General features: G+C 73.0%; 13 protein-coding genes. 5 read left to right on the plus strand and 8 right to left on the minus strand.

Annotated features, from left to right (window positions below; all coding sequences use genetic code 11):
• The first annotated feature begins 808 nt into the window (after positions 1 to 808).
• Entirely contained in the window at positions 809 to 2,761 is a 1,953-nt protein-coding gene (locus tag ACFP1K_RS20065) for a sigma-70 family RNA polymerase sigma factor (RefSeq protein ID WP_380755472.1), read from the plus strand.
• Here the strand turns inward: ACFP1K_RS20065 and ACFP1K_RS20070 are convergent.
• On the minus strand, positions 2,745 to 3,416 hold the full coding sequence (locus tag ACFP1K_RS20070; protein ID WP_380755474.1) for a methyltransferase domain-containing protein: 672 nt from the start codon (positions 3,414 to 3,416) through the stop codon (positions 2,745 to 2,747). The genes ACFP1K_RS20065 and ACFP1K_RS20070 overlap by 17 nt on opposite strands.
• Before the next feature lie 128 nt (positions 3,417 to 3,544).
• On the opposite strand from ACFP1K_RS20070, the gene ACFP1K_RS20075 reads away from it, so the two are divergent.
• Positions 3,545 to 4,159: a TetR/AcrR family transcriptional regulator gene (locus ACFP1K_RS20075; protein WP_380755476.1), complete on the plus strand. Its 615-nt coding sequence runs from the start codon at positions 3,545 to 3,547 to the stop codon at positions 4,157 to 4,159.
• Positions 4,160 to 4,212: 53 nt separating this feature from the next.
• On the opposite strand, the gene ACFP1K_RS20080 is transcribed toward ACFP1K_RS20075, so the two are convergent.
• From ACFP1K_RS20080 to ACFP1K_RS20095, 4 genes are all read right to left on the minus strand, one after another.
• Positions 4,213 to 4,335 (minus strand): hypothetical protein, encoded by a 123-nt coding sequence (locus ACFP1K_RS20080; RefSeq protein ID WP_380755478.1) that lies wholly within the window; start codon positions 4,333 to 4,335, stop codon positions 4,213 to 4,215.
• Between the two features lie 156 nt (positions 4,336 to 4,491).
• Positions 4,492 to 5,622, minus strand: coding sequence for a HesA/MoeB/ThiF family protein (locus ACFP1K_RS20085; protein WP_380755480.1), 1,131 nt, complete (start codon positions 5,620 to 5,622; stop codon positions 4,492 to 4,494).
• A 365-nt stretch (positions 5,623 to 5,987) separates the two neighbouring features.
• Positions 5,988 to 6,965, minus strand: coding sequence for a phosphotransferase enzyme family protein (locus tag ACFP1K_RS20090; RefSeq protein WP_380755482.1), 978 nt, complete (start codon positions 6,963 to 6,965; stop codon positions 5,988 to 5,990).
• Between the two features lie 104 nt (positions 6,966 to 7,069).
• Positions 7,070 to 7,882, minus strand: a complete 813-nt coding sequence (locus tag ACFP1K_RS20095) for a hypothetical protein (protein ID WP_380755484.1) — start codon at positions 7,880 to 7,882, stop codon at positions 7,070 to 7,072.
• 142 nt (positions 7,883 to 8,024) lie between these two features.
• Here ACFP1K_RS20095 and ACFP1K_RS20100 point away from each other — a divergent pair, with 142 nt between their 5' ends.
• Both ACFP1K_RS20100 and menC read left to right on the plus strand, forming a co-directional pair.
• Positions 8,025 to 9,167, plus strand: coding sequence for a M20 family metallopeptidase (locus ACFP1K_RS20100; RefSeq protein ID WP_380755485.1), 1,143 nt, complete (start codon positions 8,025 to 8,027; stop codon positions 9,165 to 9,167).
• Between the two features lie 168 nt (positions 9,168 to 9,335).
• Positions 9,336 to 10,436 carry an o-succinylbenzoate synthase gene (gene menC / locus ACFP1K_RS20105; RefSeq protein WP_380755487.1) on the plus strand — a complete coding sequence of 367 codons (1,101 nt, stop codon included), beginning with the start codon at positions 9,336 to 9,338 and terminating at the stop codon, positions 10,434 to 10,436.
• 1 nt (position 10,437) lies between these two features.
• On the opposite strand, the gene ACFP1K_RS20110 is transcribed toward menC, so the two are convergent.
• Positions 10,438 to 11,763: a serine hydrolase gene (locus tag ACFP1K_RS20110; RefSeq protein WP_380755489.1), complete on the minus strand. Its 1,326-nt coding sequence runs from the start codon at positions 11,761 to 11,763 to the stop codon at positions 10,438 to 10,440.
• Positions 11,764 to 11,907: 144 nt separating this feature from the next.
• Between ACFP1K_RS20110 and ACFP1K_RS20115 the strand changes: the two genes are divergently transcribed.
• Entirely contained in the window at positions 11,908 to 12,480 is a 573-nt protein-coding gene (locus ACFP1K_RS20115; RefSeq protein ID WP_380755491.1) for a TetR/AcrR family transcriptional regulator, read from the plus strand.
• A gap of 21 nt (positions 12,481 to 12,501) precedes the next feature.
• Here the strand turns inward: ACFP1K_RS20115 and ACFP1K_RS20120 are convergent, their stop codons facing one another.
• Both ACFP1K_RS20120 and ACFP1K_RS20125 read right to left on the minus strand, forming a co-directional pair.
• Positions 12,502 to 13,224, minus strand: a complete 723-nt coding sequence (locus ACFP1K_RS20120; protein ID WP_380755493.1) for an SRPBCC family protein — start codon at positions 13,222 to 13,224, stop codon at positions 12,502 to 12,504.
• A 104-nt stretch (positions 13,225 to 13,328) separates the two neighbouring features.
• Positions 13,329 to 14,747, minus strand: a complete 1,419-nt coding sequence (locus ACFP1K_RS20125; RefSeq protein WP_380755495.1) for an amidase — start codon at positions 14,745 to 14,747, stop codon at positions 13,329 to 13,331.
• Positions 14,748 to 14,793 lie beyond the last annotated feature (46 nt).

Below are 14,793 nucleotides of genomic sequence, written 5' to 3' on the forward strand. Positions count from 1 at the left end.
CTCAACCCGCCCCGCAGACACCGCACCTACCCCCGCGTGGTCAAACGCACCCGCCACAACCAATACCACGCCAAACGCGACAACGACATCGGCACACACCACACAAAACCACCAACTATCGCCCTCACCATCCAACACCACAACAAGATCAACTTAAGCTAAGTGGCATTGGGGCTGGCCCCCACATAAGACAGCCCTTGCGGCTTCCGCGCGAAGCGCGCCCTCTGCGAGGACCATTTCGTGGCGGGTGGATAGGTGTGGTTTTCCGCCATACGGCGGCGCCGCCAGAGCCCCCGTCGCCTCGTCGAGTTCGTCTTTGTCCGGCGCCGGGTCGGCGGGAAGGCGGACGGCGAACACCGCGCCGTCATACGGCGCGACACCGGCCCGACGGAACGCGCGGCGGTGGAGCACTATGAGCCCGGCAGGGCCGGGGGTGTGGGGGCCTGCCCCCACATAAGACAGCCCTTGCGGCTTCCGCGCGAAGCGCGCCCTCTGCGAGGACCATTTCCGTGGCGGGTGGATAGGTGTGGTTTCCGCCGTACGGCGGCGCCGACTTCGCCGCGCCACGTCCCACCGCTCGGCGCCGAGGGAGAGCAGCTCCTCGGCGAGGAGGGCGACGTGCGGGTGGGGTGGGACCGTGCGGGGGGGTGGGACGGCGAGATTCGGTGACGGGTTTTCGTTATCTGGGGTCCCTCTGGGCCGTCTCCCCTAAAGACGGACTTTTCGGTCAGGTCGTGGTGGAGAATCGTCCCGGTTCGGTGGGGGCGGGTGGCGTTGGGGCGTGGAGCGAGGGCGGGAGTGGAGTGCGATGGCCGGAGTAGGTGGGAGTGGGCCGGACGCGGCTCTGGTGGCCGCGGCGCGGGATGGGGACCGGCGGGCGCTGGACACGTTGGTGGCCGATTCGCTTCCGCTTGTCTACAACATCGTCGGGCGGGCGCTCGGCGGGCACGCCGATGTGGACGACGTGGTTCAAGAAACGTTGCTGCGGGTGGTGAACGGGCTGCGGGGGCTGCGGGACACCTCGGCGTACCGGTCGTGGCTGGTGGCCATCGCGGTGCGGCAGGTGCGGGACCATGAGCGGGACCGCAGGACGGCGCGGCATCGCGGGACGGGGCTGGACACCGCGGAGGAGGTGCCGGATCCGGCGTCGGACTTCGCGGCCGTGACCATCTTGCGGCTCGGGCTCACCGACCAGCGGCGCGAGGTCGCCGAGGCCACACGCTGGCTGGACAAGGACGACAGGGCGTTGCTGGCGCTCTGGTGGCTGGAGGAGACCGGCGAGCTCGGGCGGGCGGACCTCGCCGCCGCGCTCGGTCTGTCGGGGCGGCACGCCGCCGTGCGTGTGCAGCGCATGAAGGAGCAGGTGCAGGTCGCGCGCACGGTCGTCCGCGCCCTGGGGTCCGGGGCGGGGTGTGGCGACCTGAGGGAGCTCGCCTGGAACTGGGACGGTACGCCGGGCCCGTTGTGGCGCAAGCGCTTCGCCCGCCACATCCACTCCTGCGCGGACTGCGGTCACCGCACCGCCGGGCTGCTGCCCGTCGAACGCCTGCTGGGTGGGATCCCTCTGCTTCCGGTCCCCGCCGCCATGATCGCAAAGTATCTTCCGTCGCTGTCCGGGCCTGGAGCCGCGCACGTCGGCGGCGTGCAGGCGCCCCCCGGGGACGGCGGGGTGACGCTCGTGCCCGGCAACGGCGGAGCGCACACGGCTGGAGTCCGGCCGGGTGGAGGTGGGGCCCATCGGGCCGTGCGTGTGATCAATGATCGACCGCGAGGAGTGATGGCGATGTTGTCCAATGGGCCGGTGGCCGGGTCGGCCGCGTTTGGTGGGGCGGTGGTCGTGGTGGCTGGGGTGTTGCTGGCCGGGCATCTGAACGCGGGGCCGCCGGCTGCTGAGGCCGCGGCGCCTGTGGTGGGGTCCGCGCCGGTGGCGGTGGCTGCGGCGACGCCGTCGCGGTCGCCTGCCAAACGTCGTGCGCAGAAGCCCACGCCTGCTCCTACGCCGCGTCGCACCGTCGCTCCTGCGGTGTCGGTGAAGAAGGGGGTGGGGGTGTGGAAGATGCGCGGGGTGAGCACGGCGCTCGCCCGGTCGGGGGCCAAGTGGTACTACAACTGGTCCACGCGGCACGACGGGATCACCACGCCCAGGGGGGCGAGGTTCGTGCCGATGATCTGGGGGGCCAAGAGCGTGGACGCGCGCACCCTCGCCGAGGCGCGGGCCGCGGGGCCGTATCTGCTGGGGTTCAACGAGCCGGACATGACCGCGCAGTCCAACATGAGCGTGGAGCAGGCGCTCGCCCTGTGGCCCAAGCTGATGAAGGCGGGCCGGGTGCTCGGCAGCCCGGCCGTGGCGTTCGGCGGGGACACCCGAGGCGGCTGGCTCGACCGGTTCATGTCCGGCGCGGCCAAGAAGCGCTATCGGGTCGACTTCATCACCCTGCACTGGTACGGCGGCGACTTCCGCGCCGCGGCGGCGACGGGGCAGCTGAAGAACTACCTGCAGGCCGTGTACAAGCGCTACCGCAAGCCGATCTGGCTCACCGAGTACGCGCTGATCGACTTCTCGCGCGGCGCCCGCTTCCCCACCGACAGCCAGCAGGCCGCCTTCGTCACCGCCTCCACCCGCATGCTGGCCGCCCTGCCGTACGTCCAGCGCTACGCCTGGTTCGGCCTGCCCGCAGAGAGCGGCAAGCCGAACAGCGGCCTGTTCCGCGACGACGGCACGCCGACCGCGGCCGGGCGGGCCTTCATGAAGGCCCGTTAGCGGGCTCCCGGTCCGCGGCGGGACGCACGGCCACCAGGTGGAACGACACGGGCCGGAACGGTTCGACGCGCTCCACCTGGAACCCGGCCTCCGCGCACAGACCGGGCAGGAGCTCGCGCATGCCGGTGCGCAGCGCGGGCCCGAACAGGGCGTTGAGCACGTGCTCCACCGCGTGCCCCCGCGGCGGGCGGAACTCGGCGATCAGCAGCCGCCCGCCCGGCCGCAGCACGCGGAACATCTCCCGCACGGTGGCGGCGCGGGCCGAGGCGGGGATGTGGTGCACGGCGAAGCTGGACACCACGACGTCGAACGAGGAGTCCGGCAGGGGCATGTCCTGCCCCTCGCCCACCACGTAGGAGCAGTCCCCCGGCGCCCGCCGCCGCGCGTACTCGATCATGGGCGCCGAGGCGTCCAGCCCGGTCACCCGCCCTCCGGGCCCGACCCGGGGGGCGACCAGCCGGGTCAGGTATCCGGTGCCGCAGCCGACGTCCAGCACGCGGTCCCCCGGCCGTACGCCGGACAGTTCGGCCATCCGCGTGTACATCCGGCGCCGGCGCCCCGCGAGGATCACCGCGGCGAGCGCCTCGTACGCCCGGGGGTGGTCGATCGTGCCGCCCCCCTGGTCCCCGTGGTCGTGCTTCCTGCCGTGGCACATGGTTCTCCGCCTCCCGTGTCAGAGGGTTTCCTGAACAGAGTGTTCGGTTACGTATACTCCGTTCGTTGACCTCGGTGGGTCAATCAGCAGATCGGCGAGGTTGTGCCGTACCGGACAGGGGTCGAGAAATGTTCGGAATCACCGGCCCGCAGGCGCCGGACCGCCGCGTCCGCCGCACCCGGCGGGCCGTCCAGCAGGCCCTGGTCGAGCTGATCCTGGAGAAGGGCTACGACGCGGTGACCGTCACCGACGTCATCGGCCGGGCCGACGTCGGCCGCTCCACCTTCTACGCCCACTTCACCGGCAAGCAGGAGGTGCTGTTCAGCAACCTCGACGAGCTGGTCAGGATCCTGCATCCCGTCCCGAGGGCCGCGCCGGCCGCGCTGTTCTCCTTCAGCCTGCCGATGTTCGAGCACGTCCGGGAGCAGGGGCGCCTGGTGCGCGCGCTGATCGGCCGCAGGGGCGGGACGACGGTGGTGGCGCACGCCGAGCAGGTGCTGGCCGCCGTCGTGCGGGAGGAGCTGCTGGCGTCCCTGCCGGACGGGCGGCGCCCGCCGGAGTCGCTGGACCTGGTGGTCACCGGCATCGTCGGGGCGTTCATGGCGCTGGTCCGCGAATGGGTGGACGGGGACTTCACCGCCACCCCGGCGGTCCTGAACGACGCCTTCCTGAGCCTGGTGGTGCCCGGCGCCGAGGCACTTCTCGCGCAGGCCCCCGGCGCCGGGCCGGGCCACGGCCGTTGAACGGCCGGCCCGGTACCGGGGACCTTCGTACTATCAGTGCAGGGAATGTCAGATCAGTTGGAGTTACCAGAGCTGTCGGTGGTGGTCTCGGACTGGTCGAGCCTGCGGATGACGATCGTCGCCCGCACCTCCCCCTCCTTCTCGGCGGGCAGGATCTCGCGTTCCGCGAAGGTCATGGCTTCCCTTCCCTTGCTGTAACCAGGGCCGGCGGAAGTCCGGTCAACCCCGTCGGCTAGGACGGCCCCGGCGATGTGGCTCGATCCTCCGAGCGCCGACCTGCGCGGTCAAGCGATATAACCACCCGTACCACCATGTATCCCCGCAGATCCCCATCACTCTGCGCGAGCGCCGGGCCCGCACACCGGGCAGTCGCCGCGCCGGGGGTGGCGGATGTCGATGTGCTGGTCCGGCGCGATCAGGTTCAGGCCGAAGACCCGGCCGGACGGCAGCGGTGGCACACCGGTGAGCTGCGTGATCACCGCGTGCGCCAGCAGGTGCCCGGTGAGCCCCGCCGAGGTCGCGAGCACCCCGGGCCCGCCGAGGTCGACCCGGGCCCCCGGGGGGTGCCGGGCCTGCTCGGCCGCGCTGACGCACTCGTAGCACGGCCCGCCGGGGGTGTACACGCCGACCGTCACCAGCGGGCCGCTGTACCCGCCGCCCGCCCACGGGATGCCGGCCCCCGCGCACACGCGGTTCGCCCAGACGCGCAGGCCGTGGCCGCCGGGCTCGTCGGCGCACAGCGCGAGCATGTCGGCGCCGCGCACCAGCCGCCCGAGCTCCGCCGCGCTCGCCACCCGCGCACGGTCGCCGCTGACGGCCACGTCGGAGTTGACCTCGCGTAACCGGCGCAGCGCGGCGTCCACCTTGGCCATGCCGACGTCCGCCTCGGCGTACAGCACCTGACGGCTCAGGTTGGACAGCTCGACGACGTCCGGATCCACGCAGTGCAGCCATCCGACCCCCGCGGCGGCGAGCGCCCAGGCCACGTGGCTGCCGGTCCCGCCGAGCCCGAGCACCACCACGCGCGCCCGCTTCAGCGCGAGCTGCGCCTCCCAGCCGTGCGCGCGCGGGATCAGGTCGACGCGCCGGAAGTAGGCGTAGTTCCTGCTGTAACGCTCCAGTTCGCGCGGCGTCAGCTCGGACGGCGGCTCGGCGGCGGCGTCCTCGACGTAGCCGGAGCCGATGAGCTGGACGACCACCGACTCCGCCTGCCGGGCCGACAGTTCGGGGAACCGCCGTTCGAGGCGTTCCACGATCTCCGGCACCGGCAGGGTGCCGTCCATCAGTGTCAGCGCCGCCCAGACCCAGCCCTGCGGGTCGCTGATCTCGGCGGCCAGGCCGTAGATCGCGCCACCCACCCGCACCCTGCCGTCCCCGTACCGGTGGGGACGGTGCTCCCGCTTCACCCGGGGGCGCAGAATCCCGGCGCCCGCGTCCGGTTCCTCGTCTGTGCCGGCGGTCACCGCACGCCCCCCAGCCGGGCGGGGTCACCGAGGGGCCGCGGCGATCAGTCGTTCCGCCACGGCGCCAGGGGCCACGACCTGTTCCTCAGTCACCGGCGTCCACACCGACGGGCCCTCGCAAGGGCTGTGCATCGACACGAAAAAAGCATCCATGGCCCGAGCATTCCCCCCCGAAACATATTTCGGCGGGTGTTTCTCCCATCACATGGGCCGGCGGCTCTTTTAATTCGGCCCACCCCGTGTACCTGCGGCGGGTCCGCGCCGGCGGGGATAAGAATGCGCTCCAGCGGCCCGCTGCCGTCGCGCTATTGAAGCGGTTCGCAAAGGCAATCTTTTGTCCGGTCCGCAAACGATACGGGCCCGCGCTATCCGCTCGTGGTCAGCCATTCCACGGTGCCGGTCAGCCCGGCCCACGACTGCTCGGCGTCGGCCGTCCGGCCGTGCGAGGAGCGGAAGTACGACAGGAAGAGGGACACGTCCGCAAGGGACCAGCGGAGGCGGTAGAGCGTAAGGACCGACGGGTCGAGGTGGCGGCCGGTGGCGTAGGCGTAGCGGTCGAGGTCGGCGGGCTCGGCGGCGACCAGCCACAGGTCCCGTTCCGGCGGGGCCAGGCCGACGGTGTCCCAGTCGACGAGCAGGGCGCCGCCGGGTGCGCGGAGCACGTTGCCGGGGTGCGGCTCGCCGTGGGTGACGACCGGCTCGCCCCGGACGGCCGCGGCGCGCCGGTCGAACTCGCTCAGGCGGCGCCGCAGGCCGGCGGCGTGCTCGGCGGTCAGGGCGCGGGCGGGCTCGGCGTACGGGCCGCCGTGCCATGGGCTGTGGGCCTCGGCGAGGGCCTCCTCCAGCTCCGCGCGGGCCGGCAGTTCGAGACGCGCGACCGGGACCGGCGCCGGGGTCGCGGTCCCGTGCAGAACGGCCAGCATGTCGATGACCGGCGCGCGTTCCTCCGGCGTGAGCGCCTGCCCGAACTCGCCGGGGGCGCCGTCCGCGTACGGGAAGACGCTGAGGCCGTACCGCTGCCCGAGCCGCAGGACCGTCTCGCCGTCCGGCGTGCGCAGCGGGGCCACCACGAACGGGAGCCCGGCCCGCTCGCTCAGGTGCCAGGTGGTGTCCATGGCCATGCGCAGCCCGCCGAACGCGGCGTCCGCGCCGTCGCCGCAGTAGGTCTTGCCCGGCAGGTCGGCCACCGTGACGAACCACCGATCCCCGCCGGATGCACGGGCGATCCAGTGGTGGTCCCCGAAGCCCACGGGGGCGTACGTCACCGTCTCGGGGGCGAGGCCCCATTCCTTCAGGGCACCGAGCAGCGCGCCCTCGTCGACGTCCATCGGCTGATCGCGCATGCGGCCGAGGCTACCGGCGGCAGTGCCCGCTCCAGAAGCGAATTTTCCCGTGCCGGGTCCCGGCGAGGGCGCCCCGGGCGGCGGGCCCGATGGGCTGAGCGTGGTCAGCCGGTGGCCTGGGCCGCCATGCGGTCGGTGTACCTGAGTACGGCGGTCACCGTGCCGCTCGCCAGGGCGAGGTCGGCGTTGCTCGGGCCGAACGAGTAGGCCTCCACGTACGCGTGTCCACGGGAACCGCCCGCGAACAGCTCGGTGTCGGTGAAGACGAAGTAGCTCGCGGCGTTCTGCTGGGCCGGGCCGGAGTCGGCGTACTGCTTCCTGAGCGCGGCGAACCGCTGCCTGGCGCGTTCGGCGGCCCGCTGCGGGGTGTCGTAGATCTCGATGTGCGCGTTGGGGCCCTCGAAGCCCTGGAAGGGGTCTTTCTCGTCCGGCCACGACAGCTTCAGCGCGACGGCGTCCACCTTGTCCAGCGCGTCGGAGACCAGGACGTCCTTGAAGCCGTCCATGGTGAGCGGCCGCGGCAGCTCCTCGGTGAACGGCCCGCGCCGCACCAGGTCGGCCAGGTAGGAGACGTTCACCCGGGCGGACGGCTTGGGCTCGGGCTCCGCACCGGCGAGCACCGGGAGCAGCCCGGCCGTGGCGACGAACGCCGTGACCAGCAGCCCGCCGCGCGCCCGCCACGAGGCGGGGAGCCGGACCACCACCACCGCGACGCCCGCGCTCGCGGCCAGCAGCGTGACGATCCGCCAGAAGGAGGACCCGACGCCGGCGACCAGCAGGACGACCATCGCCAGGGAGAAGGCCGCGACGGCCGCGGTGACCAGGACGCCGGGGGTGAGCACGACGCCCCGCACGGGAGGCGTGGACGGCGCGGGAGGCACCGGCGCCGGGTCGGAGGTGGTGCCGGGCTCCGCCACGGGGCCAATGTACTCCGCCGGATCACCCCGGTCTCGGATGTTTCGCACAGAATCGCGCACCGGCCGATCACCGACCCCGGGCGGGCCGCCGGTCGCCCGCCTGGCATACGGTCGACGGTAGCCCCACGATCGGAGGACGCCGGTGGATCTGGACACCATGCTCGCGGACCTGGCCGAGCTGGTCACCTGCGAATCCTTCTCAGCCGACCACGAGGCCGTGGCGCGCAGCGCCGCGCTGGTGGGAGAGCTCGGGCGGCGCGCGCTCGGGGAGCCCCCCGAGACGGTCGTGATCGACGGGGTCACCCACCTGCGCTGGAGCTTCGGCACGCCCAAGGTGCTGCTGGTCGGGCACCACGACACCGTCTGGCCGATCGGGTCGCTGAGCGCCAACCCGTGGTCGGTCGTGGACGGCGTGGCCCGCGGCCCGGGGGTGTTCGACATGAAGGCCGGGCTGGTGCAGATGTTCCACGCGCTGGCCACGCTGCCGTCCCCGGACGGGGTGTGCGTGCTGGTCACCGGGGACGAGGAGCTCGGGTCGCCGACCTCGCGCCCCCTGATCGAGGAGGCGGCCCGGGGCTGCGCGGCGGCGTTCGTGCTGGAGGCCAGCGCGGACGGCGGCGCCCTCAAGATCGCGCGCAAGGGCACGTCGAACTACGAGCTGGTCGTGCACGGCCGCGGCGCCCACGCGGGCCTCGACCCCGGCAAGGGGGCCAACGCCGGCGTCGAACTGGCCCACCAGATCCTCGCCATCACCACCCTCGCCGACCACGTCAACGGCGCGTCCCGCGCGCAGGGGAGCGGGCGGGAGGACGGGGACGCGGGGATCCTCGGTCCGGTCACCATCACGCCGACCCTGTCGTCGGCCGGGACGACGGTCAACACCGTGCCCGCGCGGGCCCGGGTGGCGGTGGACGTGCGGGTGCCGACCCTCGCCGCGCAGCACCGGGTGGACGAGCTGCTCAGGGCCCTGTCCCCGCGCATCGCCGGGACGCGGCTGGAGGTGCTCGGCGGGCCGAACCGCCCGCCGCTGGAGCCGGACTCCTCCGCCGCCCTGTTCGCCCTGGCCCAGCGGGTCGCCGCCGGCCTCGGCCTCCCACCGCTCGCCGGTGCCGGGGTGGGCGGCGCCTCGGACGGCAACTTCACCGCCGGGGCCGGCTGCCCCACCCTGGACGGCCTCGGCGCGGTCGGCGGCGGCGCGCACGCCGAAGGCGAGCACGTGATCGTGGCCGAGATGCCGGGCCGCGCCGCGCTGCTCGCGGGCCTGATCGAGGCGGTCCGCGGGTGACCCGGAACAGCGCGGCACACAGGGAGCGGACGCGGCGGTGAGACGGCACGGCGCGGCGGAGGGACGGCGCGGCGCGATCGGGAGGCCGTCACTTCCGGGGGCGTATCCGTCACGCCGGGGGTCGCATCCGAACGGAAGGGAGACGCGGCGCGGGCGCCGCACATCACCATGAAGATCACTGGAATCGAGCTGCGCCGGATCGCGATGCCGCTGGTGGCGCCGTTCCGCACCTCCTTCGGCACCGAGACGATGCGCGAGGTGCTGCTGCTGCGGGTGGTCACCGCGGACACCGAGGGCTGGGGCGAGTGCGTGGCCATGTCCGCGCCGCTCTACTCGTCCGAGTACGTCGACGGAGCCGCCGACGCGCTGCGCCGCTTCCTGATCCCCGCGCTGCCCGCGCACGCCGACCCCTACGCCGTCGAGCGCGCCCTGCGGCCGTTCAAGGGACACCGCATGGCCAAGGCGGCCCTGGAGACGGCCGTGCTGGACGCCGCGCTGCGGGGCACCGGCCAGTCCCTCGCCGCGTTCCTCGGCGCGTCGGCCACCCGCGTCCCGGCGGGGGTGTCGGTCGGCATCATGGACTCGGTCCCCGCGCTGCTCGATGCGGTCGCCGGGTACCTGGACGAGGGCTACCTCCGGATCAAGCTCAAGATCGAGCCCGGCTGGGACCTGGAGCCGGTGCGCGCCGTCCGCGAGCGCTTCGGCCCCGGCGTGCCGTTGCAGGTCGACGCGAACGCCGCCTACACCCTGACCGACGCCCCCCACCTGGCCCGGCTGGACGAATTCGGCCTGCTGCTCATCGAGCAGCCGCTGGCCGACGACGACATCGTGCAGCACGCGCGGCTGGCCACGAGGATCACCACCCCGATCTGCCTGGACGAGTCCATCGAGTCCGCCGCGCACGCCGCCGCCGCCATCTCCCTCGGCGCCTGCCAGGTCGTCAACATCAAGCCCGGCCGGGTGGGCGGCTACCTGGAGGCCCGGCGCATCCACGACCTGTGCGGCGCGCACGGCGTCGCCGTCTGGTGCGGCGGCATGCTGGAGACGGGCATCGGCCGCGCCGCGAACGTCGCCCTGGCCGCGCTGCCCGGCTTCACCCTGCCCGGCGACACCTCGGCCTCCCGGCGCTACTACACCGCCGACGTCACCGAGCCGTTCACGCTGCGCGAGGGCCACCTGGACGTGCCCACCGGGCCGGGCATCGGCGTGGAGCCGATCCCGGCGGCGCTGGACGAGGTGACCGTCGCCACCGAGTGGATCGCCCGGTGAGTCAGGCGACCTTCGGGGTGGCGCGGGCGGCGAGGTGGAGGTACGGCCGGCCGTCGGCCAGCTCGTAGAAGACGGCGGACATCCAGTTGGGCCGTCCTTCCAGCCGCCCGACGAACGTGGTGTCGTTGACCGGGATCAGGTCCATCTCCTGCGGCTCCTCCGTGCCCGCGAGCGCCCCGGTGATCTCGTCGTGCAGCCGGAGACGGCCGTCGCGCACGGTCAGCGTCAGCCGATTGCCCTCCCGCTCGTACACCCCGGCGTACCGCTCGACGTCGGTCTCGTACGGCACGGCGGGCGGCCCCAGCATGGGCGGCACGGCCACGCCGATCAGCTCGCCGAACAGCTCGGTGGCCACGGCGTGCTGGAACGCCGCGGTGTGCCCGCCGTTGGCCAGCACGCACACGATCGTCCCGGTGCCGGGCACCATCCACAACATGGCCGACTGGCCGATGGTGTTGCCGCCATGGGAGAGCACCAGCTGACCCTGCCAGTCGTCGACCACCCAGCCGATGCCCCACTGCTTGCCGAGCGCGTGCGGGTTGGGGACGTCCACCTGCGGCCGCCACATCGCCCGGGGGTCGGCGAGCAGCCCGGCGCCGAGGTGCGCGCGGGCGAAGGCGACCACGTCGGCGGCCCTGGCGCAGATCAGCCCGGCCGGCCCGCAGGAGCGCATCAGGCCCCAGGCCGGGGCTGGCGCGCCGTTGTGGTGGCCCATCGCGCCGCGGAAGCGCAGCACGTCCTCCGGCAGCGTCCAGGTGTGGGTCAGCCCGAGCGGCTCCACGATCTGCTCGCGCAGCGCGGCGTCCCACACCTTGCCGGTGACGCACTCGACGACCCGTCCCGCGATGATGAACCCGGAGTTGCAGTACGAGTGCGTGGCGCCGAGCGGGTGGTTCTGCCCGAGGTTCGCGCAGGCCGCGACGTAACTTGCCACGCAGTCGTCCCCCCTGCCGGTGTCCAGGAACAGATCGCCGTCGATGCCCGAGGTGTGCGTGAGCAGGTGCCGGAGGGTCACGGCGGAGGACACCTCCGGATCGGCCACCCGGAAGCCCGGCATGACGGCGGACACCGGCGTGTCCAGCGTCAGCTCGCCCGCCTCCACCAGCTTCATGATCTGGGTGGCCGTCCACAGCTTGGTGATCGAGCCGATCTGGAAGAGGGAGTCCGGGGTCGCCTCGACCCCGGTCGCCACGTTGAGCACGCCCGCGGCGTACTCGTGGACGTCACCCTCGTGCAGGTAGGCCAGGGTCGCGCCGGGCACACCGTACTCGGCGATCAGCTCCCCGAGGCGTGCGTGCCATCGGCCGGGATCCGCTGCTACGGCCACTGGAGAATCCTTTCGCAGTCACAGACAGGGAGATGTCCGCCGAAACTGTAGCCTTTCCGGCGGTGCGCGTCCGCATGGTGACGCATCGCGACCGCGACGCCCGGTGTACACCGGTCTGTTTCCACCCCGGGTAGACTCGGCCGGGTGGGTAGCAAGGAGACCAGGCCGGACACGGTCCGCGAGCGCATCCTGAAGACCGCGGGCGAGCTGTTCTACACCGAGGGCATCAACACGACCGGCGTCGACCGCATCAGCGAGGCCGCCGGGGTGTCCAAGCGAACCTTGTACCAGCGCTTCACCGGCAAGGACGAGCTGGTGGCCGCGTACCTCACCGTCACCGGCGGCGCGGCCATGGACCGCTACCTGCCCCCCGAGGACGACGGCACCGCGCCGCGCGACCGGATCCTGAGCGTCTTCGCCACGCTGCGCGCGCACTCCACCGAGCCGGACTTCCGCGGCTGCCTCTTCCTGAACGCGACCGCCGAACTCTCCGACCTCCACCACCCCGCCCGCCCGATCACCCTTGAGTACAAACTCCGCCTGCACGCCTTCTTCGCCCGCCAGGCGACCCTGATGAACGCCCCCGCCCCCGAGTCCCTCGCCGACCAATTGATCATGCTCTTCGACGGCGGCATGTCCTACGCCCTCGTCCGCACCACCGCCGTCCCCGAGAGCATCCTCACCGCGGCCCGCGTCCTGCTCGACGCACAGACCTGACCGGCCGGTGCGCGCCGCGGGTCATTCCGGTGTCACCCGGTGGCGGTCCCACCACGAGGTCCAGCGGGTCTCCAGGGCGGCGAACGCGGTGTCGTCCAGGCCGTAGGTGGTGAGCAGGATCAGTACGCCGCCTTCGGGGCGGTAGGAGGTGTGGGATTGCTGGGCGAGTACGGCCAGGCCGTCGCCGAGTTCCTGGGCGGTGAGCAGGAGCTGGCCGGGGGCGACGGCCCACACCTCGCCGGTCAGGCGGCCCGCGGGGGTCTCCGCCTTGTAGGGCGATCCCTGGGGCAGCTCGGCCACGCCGTGCAGGCCGAGGGCGTCGACCAGGATGCCGGGCTGTTCCAGAGCGCCTTCCAGGACCAGGGTGCGGCGCTCGGCCAGGTCGTGGCGTTCCAGGGCGAAGCGCAGCTGCTGGAGGAAGGTGTACCAACCCTCGGTGATCTCGTCGTAGTAGGTGTCCCACTCGGGGTCGGCGCCGATGGGGGCCCGGGACAGGCGGACCAGTGTGTCGTCGCCGGCGGGGTGCAGGGTGACCTTGTCGCCGCTCTGGATGGTGAGCACGCGCGCCGTGTCGTCCGCGGCGATGCCGATGACGTAGATGCTCTCGACCTCTTCGTCCAGCTCCGCGAAGTCCCAGCCGTGCCAGCGGCGGATCAGCTCCGGCTCACGCAGCGCGCGCCACACGGTCTCCACGGGTGCCGTGATGGTGACCTCGATGACGGGCGGGGCTGCTGGGTCGGTCATGACCGTCCTCCTGGTGACTCGTGGGCGTGTACCACCGGCATCCGGTAGCAATATCGCCCGCGGGCCCGCTGTTCCGCTACAACGGGCCCGCCAAGCCATCTGTGTCAGTGGCCGCCGACGTGGACGGGCGGCACCCTGCCCGCCCACGGCGTCGCCCGTTCCAGCTGCGCGGCGACCCGGAACAGCAGGTCCTCGCGGCCGTACGGCGCGACCAGCTGCACGCCGATCGGCAGCCCGTCCAGGCCGTGCCCGAGGGGCAGGCTGATCGCGGGCTGGCCGGAGATGTTGAACACCACGGCGAACGGGCTGTAGTCGAAGAGCGACTCCAGCCAGCTCGTCACGGTGTGCGCCGGGTCGTCGTACCGCAGGGTGCCGTGCGGCGCCGGGGAGCGGGCGAGGACGGGCGTGACGAGCACGTCGTAGCCGGTGAAGAACGCGCCCACCGACCGGGTGACCTGGTTCTGCGCGCCGAAGCCCGCCATCAGGTCCACCGCGCCGTACCGCCGGCCGAACTCCAGCACCCGCCGGGACACCGCTTCCATCCGGATGGGGTCCGGCTGCTGCGGGGCCAGCAGGTAGAGGGAGGCGATGGCGGCCAGCCCGGCCACCTGGCTCCGCATGACGGCGTCCCAGTCGACCTCCGGGCTCGCCTCGGTCACGTGGTGCCCCGCGCGTTCCAGCACCCGCCCGGTGTGCACCGCCGCCGCGGCCACCTCGGGCTGCACCGTCGCGCCCGACCAGGCCGCGGTGGTCACCGCGACCCGCAGCGGGCCGGGGTCGCGGCCGAGGTCGTCCGCGTACCGGCCGTGCGGGGGCGGCGCGGTGTACTTGTCGCCCACTGCCGGCCCGTGGACGGCGTCCAGCAGGTGCGCGGCGTCCCTGACGGTGCGGGTGAGCGCGAACTCGTAGCTCATGCCGAGCCCCGCCTCGCCCGCGTCGGGCCCGCACGGCACCCGGCCCCGGCTGGGTTTGAGCCCGACCAGCCCGCAGCAGGCGGCGGGCACCCGGATGGACCCGGCGCCGTCGCTGCCGTGGGCGATCGGCACCGCCCCGGCGGCCACCAGCGCGGCGGCACCGCCGCTGGACCCGCCGACGCCCCGCTCCAGGTCCCAGGGATTGCGGGTGGGCCCGTGCTTGACCGACTCGGTGGAGAAACTGATCGCCATCTCCGGCACGGTGGTGACGCCGAGGGTGGACAGTCCCGCCGTACGGAAGCGGGTCATGAGCTCGGTGTCCCGCGACGCGACGGCCCCCCGGATGCTCCGGCTCCCGATGGCGAACGGCACCCCGGCCGCCACCGGCCCGTGATCTTTGATCAGGAACGGCACCCCGGCGAACGGCCCGCCCTCGGCGTGCCACAGCGCCTCGTCGAACAAGGGCATCGCCAGCCCGTTCACCTCGGCGTCCGCGTGCGCCAGCGCCTCCCGCGCGACGGCCTCGACCTCCGCGGCGCTCACCTCGCCCGCCTTGATCAGCTCGCCGAGGCCGACGGCGTCATATCTCGCGTATTCGTGAAATTCCATTGGGATGTCCCATTTCCGCGTGGCGTCCGCGACGCCCGCACATCGA

The organism is Sphaerisporangium aureirubrum, from assembly GCF_042658925.1.
GTDB lineage: Bacteria > Actinomycetota > Actinomycetes > Streptosporangiales > Streptosporangiaceae > Sphaerisporangium > Sphaerisporangium aureirubrum.